We start from the raw sequence: 12,794 nt of genomic DNA on the forward strand, positions 1-12,794 counted from the left end.
AGCCTCCGCAACACCTGGTGGCGCACGCGAGGGCGGTGCGGGCCGCGCACCCCGTTCACTCGGGGACCGTGGTCTCGAACCACGTGGGTTCGTCGGCGATCGCCTGCTTGATGCGGAAGAGCTGCCGTTCCTGCATGAGCGGCAGGGCGTCGAGCGCGAACCACCCCACGGCGACGGACTCGTCGTCGTTGACGCGCGCCTCGCCGCCGACGGCCCGGCAGCGGAAGGTGATGTCCATGAACTGGCACCGGTCGCCGTTCGGGTACTCCACCGCGTCGCCCGCGCGCACCAGGACGACGCGCTCGGGGACGCAGTGCACGCCCGCCTCCTCGTAGACCTCCCGGACCGCGCAGTCGGCGGGCTGCTCTCCGGGGTCCGGGATGCCGGCGATCACGGTCCACCGGCGGTTGTCCGCGCGCTGGCCCAGCAGCACCCGCCCCTCGTCGTCGAAGACGACGGCGCTCACGCCGGGAAGCCAGAGCAGATGGTGTCCGGCGGAGGCGCGGATGTCGGTGATGAAGTCAGGAGTCGCCATCATCCGACCCTAACCGGGCGCGGCAGCACCCCCGGCGGCTAGACCGCCGGGTTCCGCCGGCCGCGCACACCGGCGGCGACGGCCCATCCCAGACCGCCCGCCGCGACGAGCACCAGGAGCATCTCGGGCAGGATCCCCAGCTTCGTGGCCGGCGTCTGCGAGGAGCGCAGCGGGACCTTCTGCACCAGGGAGTCCGCGACGAACATGCCGGTCTTCTGGGTGATCCTGCCGTCGGGCATGATGATCGCGCTGACGCCGCTGGTCACGGGCACCGTGACGGTCCGGCTGTGCTCGACCGCGCGGACGCGGGACATGGCGAGCTGCTGGTAGGTCATCTCGCTGCGGTCGAAGGTGGCGTTGTTGCTGGGCACGGAGATCATCTGGGCGCCGTCGGTGACCTCGGAGCGCACGGCCCAGTCGAACGCGGCCTCGTAACAGGTGACCAGGCCGACCTTGGCGCGGTCCATGTCGAAGACGCCCGGCTTGGTGCCCCGGCTGAAGTCCTGGCGGACCATCGCCGTCCAGTCGCTGTTGATCGCGCCGATGAGGGAGCGCAGCGGGAGGTACTCGCCGAACGGCTGGACCTGGCGCTTGTCGTAGGTCTGGGTCGGTCCCTTCACGGGGTCCCACAGGATCTGCTCGTTGTAGAGCTTGCCGTCGCGTTCGACGACCCCGCCGACCGAGACGGGCACGCCGATCGCCTTGGCCGCCCGGTCGATGACGACGGCCGCGTCGGCGTTGGCGAAGGGGTCGATGTCGGAGGAGTTCTCGGGCCACAGCACGAAGTCGGGCCGGGGCTTCTTGCCGGCCGCGACCTCGGCGGCCAGGCGCTCGGTCTCCCGCGCGTGGTAGTCAAGGACGGCCCGGCGCTGGGCGTTGAACTCCAGGCCGAGCCGGGGGACGTTGCCCTGGATGACGGCGACCGTCGCCGTGCCGTCCTCGGCCTTGTCGCTGACCAGCACGCGGGCGGCCAGGGCCGCGACGACGGGAACGGCCATCGCGAGCAGCGCGACCGCGGCCGCCGACCGCCGCAGTTCGCCCGTGCGCCGCCGGTCCAGGGCGAGCCGCACGATCTCGTGGAGGCCGAACCCGCACAGGACGACCGCGAAGCCGAGCACCGGGGTGCCGCCGAGCGCGGCGAGGGGCAGGAACACGCCGTCCGCCTGCCCGAAGGCGATCTTGCCCCAGGGGAAGCCGCCGAACGGCGCACGCGCGCGTGCCGCCTCCCCCGCGGTCCACAGCGCCGCCGCCCACAGCGGCCAGGCCGGGAGCCTGGAGACGGCGGCGATGCCGACGCCGACCAGCGCGACGAAGACCGCCTCGATCGCCACCAGGGCGAGCCAGGGACCTGGTCCGACCTCCACCCCGGTCCACACCAGCAGCGGGAGCAGGAAGCCGAGGCCGAAGAGGTAGCCGAGGCCGAAGGCCGCCTTCCAGCCGCGTCCGCGCAGCACCCAGCCGAGGCCCGCGAAGGCCGGCAGCGCCAGCCACCACAGGGTGCGCGGCGGGAAGCTGACGTAGAGCAGCACTCCGGAGAGCGCCGCGGCGGCGGCCGGGAGGAGACGCAGGAGGCGCGTGCCGCGTGTGGGGGACGCGGTGGGGGGTTCCAGCTGGTCCGGCTGGCCGACGGAAGTTGCGGTGACGGTCACTCCGGGAGTGTACGGCGGGTGACGTTTGGGCCGACAGCGCGGTCTGAGGGGCGGACCGCCCCGCCGAGGTCCCGGCCCCGCACTGCCGTCCGGCCGACGTCCGGCTGCCGCCTGCCGCTGTCCGTCGTCCGGCGTCGTCCGGCGTCGTCCGGCGTCGGTCCGTCGTCGGTCCGTCGTCGTCCGGCGTCCGGCTGGCCGGTCCGGCTGTCGTCCGCCTGGGCGCCGTGGTGTCCGGCCGCACCGGCCCACCGGCGCTGCCCGGCGGGCGCACCGGCCGCCGGGCGCACGCCGGGCGGCCGGTGCGGTCGTACAACCCGGCGCAAGTCATCCACAAACCGCCCATCGGCGGATACGGTGTGCCGGAGCTCCGGTCGCACGCGAGCGCGGCCGGGGTCCGTCGCGGTTCAGGTCCGCGGCGGGTTCAGGCTCACGGTCGGGGGGCGACCGGGTTCGGGGGCGGGGTGGGTTCCACGGGCACGACGTCTGCCGGCACGGCCGGTGACGGGGAGAGACGAAACGTTTCGGACGCGGTGGGCGCGGCTGTTCTGGCGGCCTGCGCCGTCTGGTCCCTGGTCACCGCCGCCGTGCACGACGGACGTCCCGAGGGTGTGCTGCTCGCCGTGCTGGCGCTGGCCGCCGGGTACGCGGCGGGGCGGATTCTCGGTGCGCTGACGCCGGTCGCCGCGCCGTGCGCCGGAGCGGCGGCCGGGCTCGTGCTGGCCGTGCTGCTGCCCCGGCTGGACCCGGGGCCGGAGGCCGTCGCGCCGCTCGGCCATGCCGGCGCCGCCGCCGCGCTGCTGATCCTGTCGGCGGGCGCCGCGTGCTGCGCGGCCTGGACGACGCCGGTGGCGGCGGTGCGGCTCGCGCTGTGGCTGCTCGCCGGGGTCGTCGTGGTCGCGGGCGCGCTGCTGGGGTCGGCGGCGGCCGTGGTGGCCTGTGGCGCCGTGCTGCTGTGCTCGTCGGCCGCGGGCGGGGGGTTCCGCCGAGGGCCGGTGCTCGCGGGGCTGACGCTCGTCGCCGCGCTGGTGACGGGGCTGACCTGGGCGGTCGCCGGGAGCGCGCTGCCGGGCGGCCTCGCCGGCGTCGTGCGGGAGGTGCTGACGTCGCGGCGGGTCGAGCTGTGGCGGGACGCCCTGGGCATGGCCCGTCGCGCGAGCGGTCTCGGTGTCGGTCCGGGGCGTTTCGGGGAGTTGAGCGAGACGGCGGCGCGGTCGTCGCCGCCGGACGGCAAGCCCCACTCGGCGCCGTTGCAGCTCGCGGCGGAGCAGGGAGTGGTGGGCGTGCTGCTGCTCGGCGCGGTCTTCTGCTGGGTGCTGTTCGCCCTGTGGCGTGCGCCGCGCCCGACGCCGGTGGTCCTCACCACGGGGGCTTCGCTCACCGCGCTCGCCGTCGTCGCCTCGGCCGGGAACGCGCTCAGCTTCACGACGGTGACGGCGGGCGCGGGGCTGCTGGCGGGCGTGGCCACGGCGCGGCCGCTCGCGGAGGCGCTCCCGGTGTGCGAGCCCGCCCGGACGTCGGGGGCCGCACCGCGGTGCGAGCGGGACCTGCACGGCGGCCGACCGTCCGCGTGAGGGGGCAGAGGGCGGGTCCCACGCGCGGGGCGCTCAGTGTGCGGTGTCGGCGGCGCCCGTCCGCAGCCGGTTCCTGATCACGCGGACGGCGGACTCGGCGTCGTCCACGGTGATCGTGAAGGTGTGCCCGTCCCAGAGGCGCAGCACCACGCCCTCGCCCCGGCGGACGACGACCGCGGTCCCCTTCTCCGGCCGCCACCGGTAGCCCCAGCCGCCCCAGTGGCGCGGGGTGACGAGGGGTTCGAAGTCGGCCCCTGCGACATGCGCCAGCGGGATGCGGCGGCGCGGCAGGCCGATGTGGCCGCAGCGCACTTCGAGGCACTCCCCGTCGAGTCTGAGGTCGACGTGGACGAAGGCGAGGGTGCCGAAGAGGACCAGCAGACCGGCGGCGATGCAGCCGACGACCGACATGGCGAGGGGCGCGACGCCGGACGTCCAGGCCGAGTCGACGGCGAGTTCGACGCCGAGCCCCAGGCAGGCCGCTCCGACGAGGGCGAGCAGCCACTGGACGCGGTTGGTGGCGCGGCCGCTCCAGACGTCGGGGTGGGGCGCGTCGCTGTGCGGGACGTCGGGAAGCGGGATGCTCTCGTCGTGGGGGTGGTCCCTCATATCCATGAGGTTACTCAGGTTTCGCTGCGCCGGTACCACGTGGCGCAGAGTGACTGCTCCGCCCGGGCGGAGCGCCCCGACGGGTCGGTCAGCGGGCGGGGGCGACGGCCTGGAGCAGACGGCCCTCGGCGTAGGCCAGGGCGGGGGCGGGCAGGGCGCCCGGGCGGCCGCTGAGGATGACCGTCACGGCGCCGGTCGCGGCCGCGTCGGGCTCGGGGCGGGCGCCGATCCTGCGCAGCGCCTGCGCGGCCACGGCGCCGGCGGAGCCGAGCAGGGCCGGCGCGGGACGCCCGGGGCCGCTCACGGCGGCGCGGATGCGCTCGGCGACCAGCTCGTAGTGGGTGCAGCCCAGGACGACGGTCGTGACCTCGTCGGGGGTGAGCGCGGCGGCCGCGGCGACCGCGGCGTCGATCGCCGTCTCGTCCGCGTGCTCCACCGCTTCGGCCAGCCCCCAGCAGGGCACCTCGGCGACGGTGACGCCGTCGGCGAAGTCGTCGATCAGGCCCCGCTGGTAGGGGCTGCCCGTGGTGGCGGGGGTGGCCCAGATGGCGACGGGGCCGCCGCCCGCCGCGGCGGGCTTGATCGCGGGGACGGTGCCGATCACCGGGACGGCGGGTTCGAGGAGGGCGCGCAGGGCGGGCAGGGCGTGGACGGTCGCCGTGTTGCAGCCGACGATCAGCGCGTCGGGCCGGTGGGCCGCGGCGGCCTCGGCGACGGCCACGGCCCGCTCGGTGAGGTCCTGCGGGGTGCGCGGTCCCCAGGGCATGCCGTCGGGGTCGAGGGAGAGCACGAGATCGGCGTCGGGCCGCAGACGTCGTACCGCGGCGGTGGCCGCCAGCAGGCCGATTCCGGAGTCCATGAGCGCGATCTTCACCCGGCCACCATAGACGATGTGCCCCGGCGGCCCGGCCGGGTGGGGCAGACTGCGCGCGTGAGCGCCATCGTGTGGATCGCCGCCCTGTCCCTGGCCGCGTGGCTGTGGCTGTTGCTCTGTCAGGGCTTCTTCTGGCGCACGGACGTCAGACTGCCCGCGCGCACGGCGCCGGAGCGATGGCCGTCCGTCTGCGTCGTCGTCCCCGCGCGCGACGAGGCCGCCGTCCTGCCCGCGAGTCTGCCCACGCTGCTCGCGCAGGACTATCCGGGCCGCGCGGAGGTCTTCCTCGTCGACGACGGGAGCGGCGACGGCACCGGGGAGCTGGCGCGGGCCCTCGCCCGGCGGCACGGCGGGCTGGCGCTGACCGTGGACTCGCCCGGGGAACCGCCCGCGGGCTGGACCGGGAAGCTGTGGGCGGTGCGTCACGGGATGGCGCTGGCACGCGCGCGTGAGCCCGAGTACCTCCTCCTCACGGACGCCGACATCGCGCACGCGCCCGACAGCCTGCGGGAGTTGGTGGCGGCGGCGCACTCCGGCGGGTTCGACGTCGTCTCCCAGATGGCGCGGCTGCGGGTGGAGAGCGTGTGGGAGCGGCTGGTGGTGCCGGCGTTCGTCTACTTCTTCGCGCAGCTGTACCCGTTCCGCCGGATCGGCCGGCGCGGGTCGCGTACGGCGGCCGCGGCGGGCGGCTGCGTCCTGCTGCGCGACGACGCGGCCGTGCGGGCGCGGATCCCGGACGCGATCCGGCACGCCGTCATCGACGACGTGGCCCTGGCCCGTGCCGTGAAGGGGGCGGGCGGTCACGTCTGGCTGGGGCTGGCCGACCGGGTGGACAGCGTGCGTCCGTACCCGCGGCTGCACGGCCTGTGGCGGATGGTCTCGCGCAGCGCCTACGCGCAGTTGCGGCACAGCCCGCTCCTGCTGGCGGGCACGGTGCTCGGCCTCGCCCTGGTGTACCTCGTGCCGCCGCTCGCCCTGTCGGCCGGGCTCGCCGCCGGCAGCGCGGCGACGGCGGTGTGCGGCGCTCTGGCGTGGCTGGTCATGGCGGGGACGTATCTGCCGATGCTCCGCTACTACCGGCAGCCTCTGTGGCTCGCTCCCCTGCTGCCGTGCACCGCGTTCCTCTACCTGCTGATGACGGTGGACTCCGCGGTGCAGCACTACCGGGGGCGCGGTGCGGCCTGGAAGGGCCGCACCTACGCGCGTCCGGACGCCGTCGCCGACGAGGGCTGATCCGCGCGGGGGCGGGCGCGGGCGCTATTTGCGGCCGGGCGTCCAGTTCATGCCCCACCCGTAGGCGTGGTCGACGGTCCGCTGGGGGCTCACGCCGCGTTCCGGCACGAGGTAGCGGGCCTCGCGCTGGACGACGAGGTCGCCTCCGTGGTTGGTGATGAGGGCGAGGGCGCACACGGTGGAGGGGACGGTGCACTCGTCGAGGGAGAAGTCGACCGGTGCGCCGTGCTGGGGCTGGAGCGTGACCGTGGCGTGCAGGTCGGCGAAGGAGCGGGCGCCCTCGTAGATGGTGACGAACACCAGGATGCGGCGGAAGTCGTCGCGCCGGTCGAGGTTGACGGTGAGGTTCTCGCCGCTCGACACCGCGCCGGTGCGGTCGTCGCCGTCGAGGTGGATGTAGGGCGCCTGGTGCAGTGAGCCGAAGGCGTTGCCCAGGGCCTGGACGACGCCCTTGCGGCCGTCGTCGAGTTCGAACAGGGCGCACAGGTCGAGGTCGAGGTCGTTGTGCAGGGCGACCGCGCGGCCGCGTTTGGCGCCCCACCCGGAGAACTGCTTGCGCACCTCCCAGTTGAGGTTGACGCGCAGGGTGCCGGAGGTGCCGCCCTGTTTGGTCAGCGACACCGAGGGGGCGGCCTTGGTGAGCGTCACCTTGGTCAGCCGTACCGGTGCGGCGGGCGGCGCCGGCGGCGGTGGCGGGGCCTGGTGCGGGGGCGGGGGGACCGTGGCCGGGAAGGCGGGCCGGGCCGGCGACTGCGGGAAGGGCGGCGCGGCGGGAGGCAGCGGAGTCTGCGAGGTCTGCGGCGCGGGCGGGGCGGGCGCGGCGGTCTGCTGCGGCTCGTCGACGGTGATGCCGAAGTCGGTGGCCAGTCCTTCGAGGCCGCTGTCGTATCCCTGGCCGACGGCCCGGAACTTCCAGGCGCCCTGGCGGCGGTAGAACTCGCCGAGGACGAAAGCCGTCTCGACGGTGGCGCCGGTGCTGTCGAAGCGTGCCACGACGGTGCCCTGCGCGGCGTCCCGCACCTCGATGTAGAGGTCGGGGACCTGGCCGAACGAGCCGCCGTCCGCCGAGGCGGCGACGACGACGGTCTCGACGGCGGGCTCCACGCGCGCGAGGTCGACGAGCAGGCTGTCGGTCGTCCGGCCGGCGGCGGCGCCCTTGCCCTCGTGGCGGACCGCGCCGGAGGCGTGGGCGGACTGGTTGTAGAAGACGAAGTCGGAGTCGGACCGGACCTTTCCGCCCACGAGCACCAGCGCCGAGGCGTCCACGTCCGGAACGCCCGGCCCTTGGCGCCACCCCAGCTCGACCCGCAGTGCCGTGGTCGGCACCGGAGCATTGGAGCCCTTCGGCATGGACATGTACGCCCCCATCGTCGGTCGGGTGCGCCGGGCGGCGCGCCGGCGCTCCTCGGGTTGTCTACCCGTCAACCTATTGCGCGGGACGGCGCACGCCCATCCGGAGCACGGGAACGGCCCCGCCAAACCGCGGGTAACCCGCTCGGAACTCGGGCTTTACACGATTCACGGAGCGCTTGCCGTCCCTTTTCCCCATGTTCGCTCGCATTGGGGATCCAAGGCCACCGCCGACACGGAAATCAACCCTCTTATCGGTCTCCCCAACCAGCACATCGTGGGCTTAACTTATGTGCCATGACCTCCCCCCGCTCCACCTATGGCGGCGGCTACTACTCCGCCTCCTTCCCGGACACCCCGATCTACGACTCGCTCGTCGCCGAGCGGGGCACCCCGCAGATCGCCCCGATCCGGGTTCCCGCCGCGTACGACATGGGCGCGAGCCATCTGCCCGCGCTCCCCTCGGCACTGCCGGCTCTCCCGGCGGGCCCCTCCCAGGCCTCCTACGGCTCGTACGGCTCCTACGGCTATCCGCAGGCGCAGCAGCCCGCACCGCTTCAGCAGGCCCCGGCGGCGTACATTCCGCCGCAGGCCGGCCCGCCGCGCGGCTATCCGGGTCCGCAGGCGCAGCAGCAGATGCGCCCGGCGGCCCCGGCCGGCTACGAGGCGATGCGTCCCGCCGCGCCCCGGCCGCCCGCGCCCCAGTACCAGGATCCGTACAACAACCAGCAGTACCGCGGTTACTGAAAACCGCTCCGGGGTTCCCGCCGTCGCCTGGCAGGATGACCCCATGGGGAATGCGGAACTGCTGTCGATACACGTCCATCCGGTCAAGGCGTTCCGGGGCCAGGCGCTCCGTGAGGCCGTCGTGGAGCCCTGGGGGCTGGCCGGTGACCGGCGATGGGCGCTGATCGACGACGGGGGAAAGGTCGTCACCCAACGCCAGCAGCCGCGTCTCGCCCTGGCCGCCGCCGAGCCCGTGCCCGGCGGCGGCGTCCGTCTGTCGGCGCCCGGCCGGGAACCGCTGACCGTGCCGGTGCCGGAGGCCGTCGGCACGGTGTCCATGGACCTGTTCGGCGACAAGCTGGAGGCGGTCCTCGCCGGCGCCGCGGCGCACCGCTGGTGCAGTGCCTACGTCGGCGCCGACGTGCGACTGGTGCACATGGACGACCCGGCGGCCCGCAGACCGGTGGATCCCGGGTACGCCCTGCCCGGTGAGACCGTCTCCTTCGCCGACGGCTATCCGCTGCTCGCCGTCTCGGCCGCCTCCCTGGACGCCCTCAACTCCCTCGTCGCGCAAGGCCCCCACTCCGGCGAGGGGCCGCTGCCCATGAACCGTTTCCGGCCCAATCTCGTCGTGGGGGGCACCGAGCCCTGGGCCGAGGACCACTGGTCGCGGCTGGTCGTGGGCGAGGTCGAGTTCCGGGTGGCCAAGCCGTCGGGGCGGTGCGTGGTGACCACCACCGACCAGGACACCGCGGTGCGCGGCAAGGAGCCCCTGTCCACCCTGGGCCGTCACCGGCGCCTCGACGACGGGCTGGTCTTCGGGCAGAACCTGGTCCCCCTCTCCCGCGGCACGGTCCGGGTGGGCGATCCGGTGCGCGTCGTCGCGTAGTTCCGGCCCCGCCCGGCCGACCGCGTCCGCCCGCGGGAACCTCCGCCCGGCGGTGAGCCGTTGGGACTGCGTGGGACGTTCATGAGAGGTCCCGGGTCCCGGTGGTGCGGTTCCGCGTCGCCGGCGCCCGCGCGTGGACGGCCGTGACGGGGATCTGCACGGGGGGAAGGGGGGTGCGCACGGTGGGCGTCATCGGCGGACTCTGGCGCTGGCGGCACAATCCGCTGCGCCGGGGCACGGATCTGGCCGAGGCCTGGGTGGCGCTGTCCGCCCTGGTCCTGGTCTGTCTCGTCGCTCCCTTGGTGGGCTTCCTCGTCGGCGGGGCGGCGCAGGGCGCCCTGCAACGGTCGGTCCGCGAACAGCACGCCTCCCGCCACCGGGTGACGGCCACCGTGCTGCGCAGGGCGAGCGTCTCGTCGCCGGACGCGGACTACGAGACGGCCACCGGCCGCGAGGCGCGCACCAGGGTCGTCGCGGGCTGGACGGCTCCGGACGGCGCCAGGCGGCACGGCACCGTTCTGTCGGGCCTCGAGAGACCGCGCAGCGGGGACCGTTTCGGCATATGGACGGACGCGCACGGCCGTCTGGCAGCCCGTCCGCTGGACTCCGCCACCGCGACCACGCACGCCGTGCTGGCCGGCATCGGCGCGGCCCTGCTCACCGCGGGCGCCGTCGAGGGCGGCCGACGGGCGGTCATGTGGCGCATGGTGCTGCGCCGGTACGCCGGGTGGGACCGGGCCTGGGACCGGGCGGGCCCGGACTGGGGCCGCACCGGCGCCGGCAGTTGACGGCCTTCCGTCTCTGGTCAACCCACCGCCCGCGCGCACGCTACGGTGGTCCGGCCGAACCATTCGGCATCAACCCGCGTACCACGAGGTGGGGGCACAGCAACGCCATGGCACAGGGCACGGTCCAGGTGACGCACACCGGCACATCGCGGTGGCGGCGCCGCACGGGTGAGTACGCGTCGCTCGCCGCCGCCCTGGAGGCCGCGGCCGAGGGCGACGTCCTCACCATCGCTCCCGGCACCTACCGGGAGAACCTCGTCGTCCAGCGGTCGGTGACCCTGCGCGGCCCCGAGGGCTCCCCCGGCTCGGTGCGGCTGGCTCCCGCGGACGGCGTGCCGCTGACCGTGCGCGCCTCGGCGGTGGTGCAGGACCTGCACGTGGAGGGCCAGGACGCGGCCGCGCCCGCGGTGCTCGTCGAGGAGGGCGCCCCGGAACTGCTGGACCTGCGGATCGTGACCCGGTCCTCGGCGGGCGTGGAGGTGCGCGGCGGCGCCCGGCCCACGGTCCGGCGGTGCACCGTCGACAACCCGGCCGGCATCGGCATCGCCGTGGTCGACGGCGGCGGCGGTGTCTTCGAGGAGTGCGAGATCGTCGCGGCCGGTCAGGCCGGTGTCGCCGTGCGCGGCGGCGCCCACCCCCGGCTGGAGCGCTGCCGGGTGCACCACACCTCGGGCGCGGGCCTGAGCGCGACCGGCGACAACTCGGCGCTGGAAGCCGTCGGCTGCGAGATCTACGAGATCAGGGGCAGCGGCGTGCAGGTCACCGCCCGCGCCACCGCGCATCTCACCGACTGCGACGTGCACCGCACGACCGCCGACGGCGTCACCCTCGACACCGACGCGGTGCTCACCCTGGCCGACTGCCGCATCCACGACATCCCGGAGAACGCGGTCGACCTGCGCTCGCGTTCCGTGCTGACGCTGACCCGCACGACGGTGCGTCAGTTCGGGCGCAACGGGCTGTCGGTGTGGGATCCCGGCACGCGCGTGGACGCCAACCAGTGCGAGATCTTCGACAGCACCGGCGACTACCCGGCCGTCTGGGTCAGCGACGGCGCCACGGCCGTGCTGGACTCGTGCCGGGTGCACGACGTGCCGGACGCCCTGTTCGTCCTCGACCGCGGCTCCCGGGCGGACGTCGTCGACAGCGACCTCTTCCAGGTGCGCAACACGGCGGTGTCCGTGAGCGACGGGGCGACGGCCCAGCTCGACGACTGCCGTATCCGCGACGCGGCGACCGGCGCCTGGTTCCGCGACCACGGCAGCGGCGGCACCCTCGCCAACTGCACGGTGGACGCCACGCAGACCGGCGTGATCGTCACCAAGGGCGCCGACCCGACCGTGGAGCGCTGCACGGTCGACTCCCCCGCCGAGGCCGGTTTCTACGTCTCGGCCGGCGGCCGGGGCAGCTTCCTGAACTGCCGGGTGACCAACAGCGGGGGCTACGGCTTCCACGTCATAGACGGCAGCCGCACGACCCTGCGCAAGTGCCGCACGGAGCGCTGCGCGCGCGGCGGCTACGAGTTCGCGGACGCCGGGGCGGACGCCGCGTCCGGGTCCGCGCCCGTCGTCGAGGACTGCAGCAGCGACGAGAGCGCGGGCGCGCGCACCCCGGGCCTGGCGGCGGCGCCGGAGCCGGCGGTGCAGACGAGCGCCCAGTCGCCGGGGCTGCTCGGCTCGATCCCCGGGCAGCGCGCCGCCGCCCCCGAGCCGGCCCGGCCCGAGGGGGAGCCGGGGGCGTCGGTGCGGACGTCCAAGGACGTGCTCGGCGAACTGGACACGCTGGTCGGCCTGGAGAGCGTCAAGCGCGAGGTGCGCGCCCTCATCGACATGATCGAGGTGGGCCGGCGCCGTCAGCAGGCCGGGCTCAAGGCCGCGTCCGTCAAAAGGCATCTGGTCTTCACCGGCTCCCCCGGCACCGGAAAGACGACGGTGGCGCGGCTGTACGGCGAGATCCTCGCCGCGCTCGACGTCCTGGAGAAGGGCCACCTGGTCGAGGTGTCCCGCGTCGACCTGGTCGGCGAGCACATCGGCTCCACCGCGATCCGCACCCAGGAGGCCTTCCAACGGGCCCACGGCGGGGTGCTGTTCATCGACGAGGCCTACGCCCTGTCGCCCGAGGACGCGGGCCGGGACTTCGGCAAGGAGGCCATCGACACCCTCGTCAAGCTGATGGAGGACCACCGGGACTCCGTCGTCGTCATCGTGGCGGGCTACACGGCGGAGATGGACCGGTTCCTGTCGGTCAACCCCGGTGTGGCGTCCCGTTTCTCACGGACGATCACCTTCGGCGACTACGGGCCGGACGAACTGCTGCGGATCGTGGAGCAGCAGGCCGAGGAGCACGAGTACCGGCTCGGACCGGACACCGCGGACGCGCTGCTGAAGTACTTCACGGAGCTGCCGAAGGGCCCCGCCTTCGGCAACGGACGCACCGCGCGCCAGACCTTCGAGGCGATGGTCGAGCGGCACGCGAGCCGGGTCGCGCAGGTGACGGAGCCGACCAAGGACGACCTGACGCTGCTGTACGCGGAGGATCTGCCGCAGCTGCCCTGACCCGCCCCGCCGCGG

At 74.7% G+C, this 12,794-nt stretch carries 11 protein-coding genes; 6 read left to right on the top strand and 5 right to left on the bottom strand.

The genetic code is table 11. The features are described 5' to 3' along the window. Nucleotides 1-55: 55 nt before the first annotated feature. Both OG802_RS02905 and lnt read right to left on the bottom strand, forming a co-directional pair. Complete coding sequence (locus OG802_RS02905; protein WP_329406883.1) at nucleotides 56-535, bottom strand: NUDIX hydrolase; 480 nt, start codon at nucleotides 533-535, stop codon at nucleotides 56-58. Nucleotides 536-573: 38 nt separating this feature from the next. After that, nucleotides 574-2,184 carry an apolipoprotein N-acyltransferase gene (gene lnt, locus OG802_RS02910; RefSeq protein WP_329406886.1) on the bottom strand — a complete coding sequence of 537 codons (1,611 nt, stop codon included), beginning with the start codon at nucleotides 2,182-2,184 and terminating at the stop codon, nucleotides 574-576. Nucleotides 2,185-2,714: 530 nt separating this feature from the next. Between lnt and OG802_RS02915 the strand changes: the two genes are divergently transcribed. After that, on the top strand, nucleotides 2,715-3,755 hold the full coding sequence (locus OG802_RS02915) for an O-antigen ligase family protein (protein ID WP_329406889.1): 1,041 nt from the start codon (nucleotides 2,715-2,717) through the stop codon (nucleotides 3,753-3,755). Between the two features lie 33 nt (nucleotides 3,756-3,788). Here the strand turns inward: OG802_RS02915 and OG802_RS02920 are convergent, their stop codons facing one another. Together OG802_RS02920 and OG802_RS02925 are read right to left on the bottom strand one after the other, a co-directional pair. Then, nucleotides 3,789-4,364, bottom strand: a complete 576-nt coding sequence (locus OG802_RS02920) for a hypothetical protein (protein ID WP_329406892.1) — start codon at nucleotides 4,362-4,364, stop codon at nucleotides 3,789-3,791. An 88-nt stretch (nucleotides 4,365-4,452) separates the two neighbouring features. Continuing rightward, complete coding sequence (locus OG802_RS02925; protein WP_329406895.1) at nucleotides 4,453-5,238, bottom strand: glutamate racemase; 786 nt, start codon at nucleotides 5,236-5,238, stop codon at nucleotides 4,453-4,455. 39 nt (nucleotides 5,239-5,277) lie between these two features. Here OG802_RS02925 and OG802_RS02930 point away from each other — a divergent pair, with 39 nt between their 5' ends. Then, complete coding sequence (locus OG802_RS02930; RefSeq protein WP_329416915.1) at nucleotides 5,278-6,471, top strand: glycosyltransferase; 1,194 nt, start codon at nucleotides 5,278-5,280, stop codon at nucleotides 6,469-6,471. A gap of 24 nt (nucleotides 6,472-6,495) precedes the next feature. Here OG802_RS02930 and OG802_RS02935 read toward each other — a convergent pair whose 3' ends face one another. Further along, complete coding sequence (locus OG802_RS02935; RefSeq protein ID WP_329416916.1) at nucleotides 6,496-7,821, bottom strand: TerD family protein; 1,326 nt, start codon at nucleotides 7,819-7,821, stop codon at nucleotides 6,496-6,498. 297 nt (nucleotides 7,822-8,118) lie between these two features. On the opposite strand from OG802_RS02935, the gene OG802_RS02940 reads away from it, so the two are divergent. From OG802_RS02940 to OG802_RS02955, 4 genes are all read left to right on the top strand, one after another. Then, nucleotides 8,119-8,568, top strand: a complete 450-nt coding sequence (locus tag OG802_RS02940) for a DUF6643 family protein (RefSeq protein WP_329406897.1) — start codon at nucleotides 8,119-8,121, stop codon at nucleotides 8,566-8,568. 43 nt (nucleotides 8,569-8,611) lie between these two features. After that, nucleotides 8,612-9,436 carry an MOSC domain-containing protein gene (locus tag OG802_RS02945; RefSeq protein ID WP_329406899.1) on the top strand — a complete coding sequence of 275 codons (825 nt, stop codon included), beginning with the start codon at nucleotides 8,612-8,614 and terminating at the stop codon, nucleotides 9,434-9,436. A gap of 182 nt (nucleotides 9,437-9,618) precedes the next feature. Continuing rightward, nucleotides 9,619-10,224: an Rv1733c family protein gene (locus tag OG802_RS02950; RefSeq protein WP_329416917.1), complete on the top strand. Its 606-nt coding sequence runs from the start codon at nucleotides 9,619-9,621 to the stop codon at nucleotides 10,222-10,224. Nucleotides 10,225-10,331: 107 nt separating this feature from the next. Continuing rightward, nucleotides 10,332-12,779: a right-handed parallel beta-helix repeat-containing protein gene (locus OG802_RS02955; RefSeq protein ID WP_329406902.1), complete on the top strand. Its 2,448-nt coding sequence runs from the start codon at nucleotides 10,332-10,334 to the stop codon at nucleotides 12,777-12,779. Nucleotides 12,780-12,794 lie beyond the last annotated feature (15 nt).

This window comes from Streptomyces sp. NBC_00704, from assembly GCF_036226605.1.
Taxonomy (GTDB): Bacteria; Actinomycetota; Actinomycetes; order Streptomycetales; family Streptomycetaceae; genus Streptomyces.

Bases quoted from the DNA above. Each gene is read 5' to 3' on its own strand.
- OG802_RS02905 (WP_329406883.1), bottom strand. From the start codon at position 535: ATGGCGACTCCTGACTTCATCACCGACATCCGCGCCTCCGCCGGACAC.
- OG802_RS02935 (WP_329416916.1), bottom strand. From the start codon at position 7,821: ATGCCGAAGGGCTCCAATGCTCCGGTGCCGACCACGGCACTGCGGGTC.
- OG802_RS02945 (WP_329406899.1), top strand. From the start codon at position 8,612: ATGGGGAATGCGGAACTGCTGTCGATACACGTCCATCCGGTCAAGGCG.
- OG802_RS02955 (WP_329406902.1), top strand. From the start codon at position 10,332: ATGGCACAGGGCACGGTCCAGGTGACGCACACCGGCACATCGCGGTGG.
- OG802_RS02920 (WP_329406892.1), bottom strand. From the start codon at position 4,364: ATGAGGGACCACCCCCACGACGAGAGCATCCCGCTTCCCGACGTCCCG.
- OG802_RS02940 (WP_329406897.1), top strand. From the start codon at position 8,119: ATGACCTCCCCCCGCTCCACCTATGGCGGCGGCTACTACTCCGCCTCC.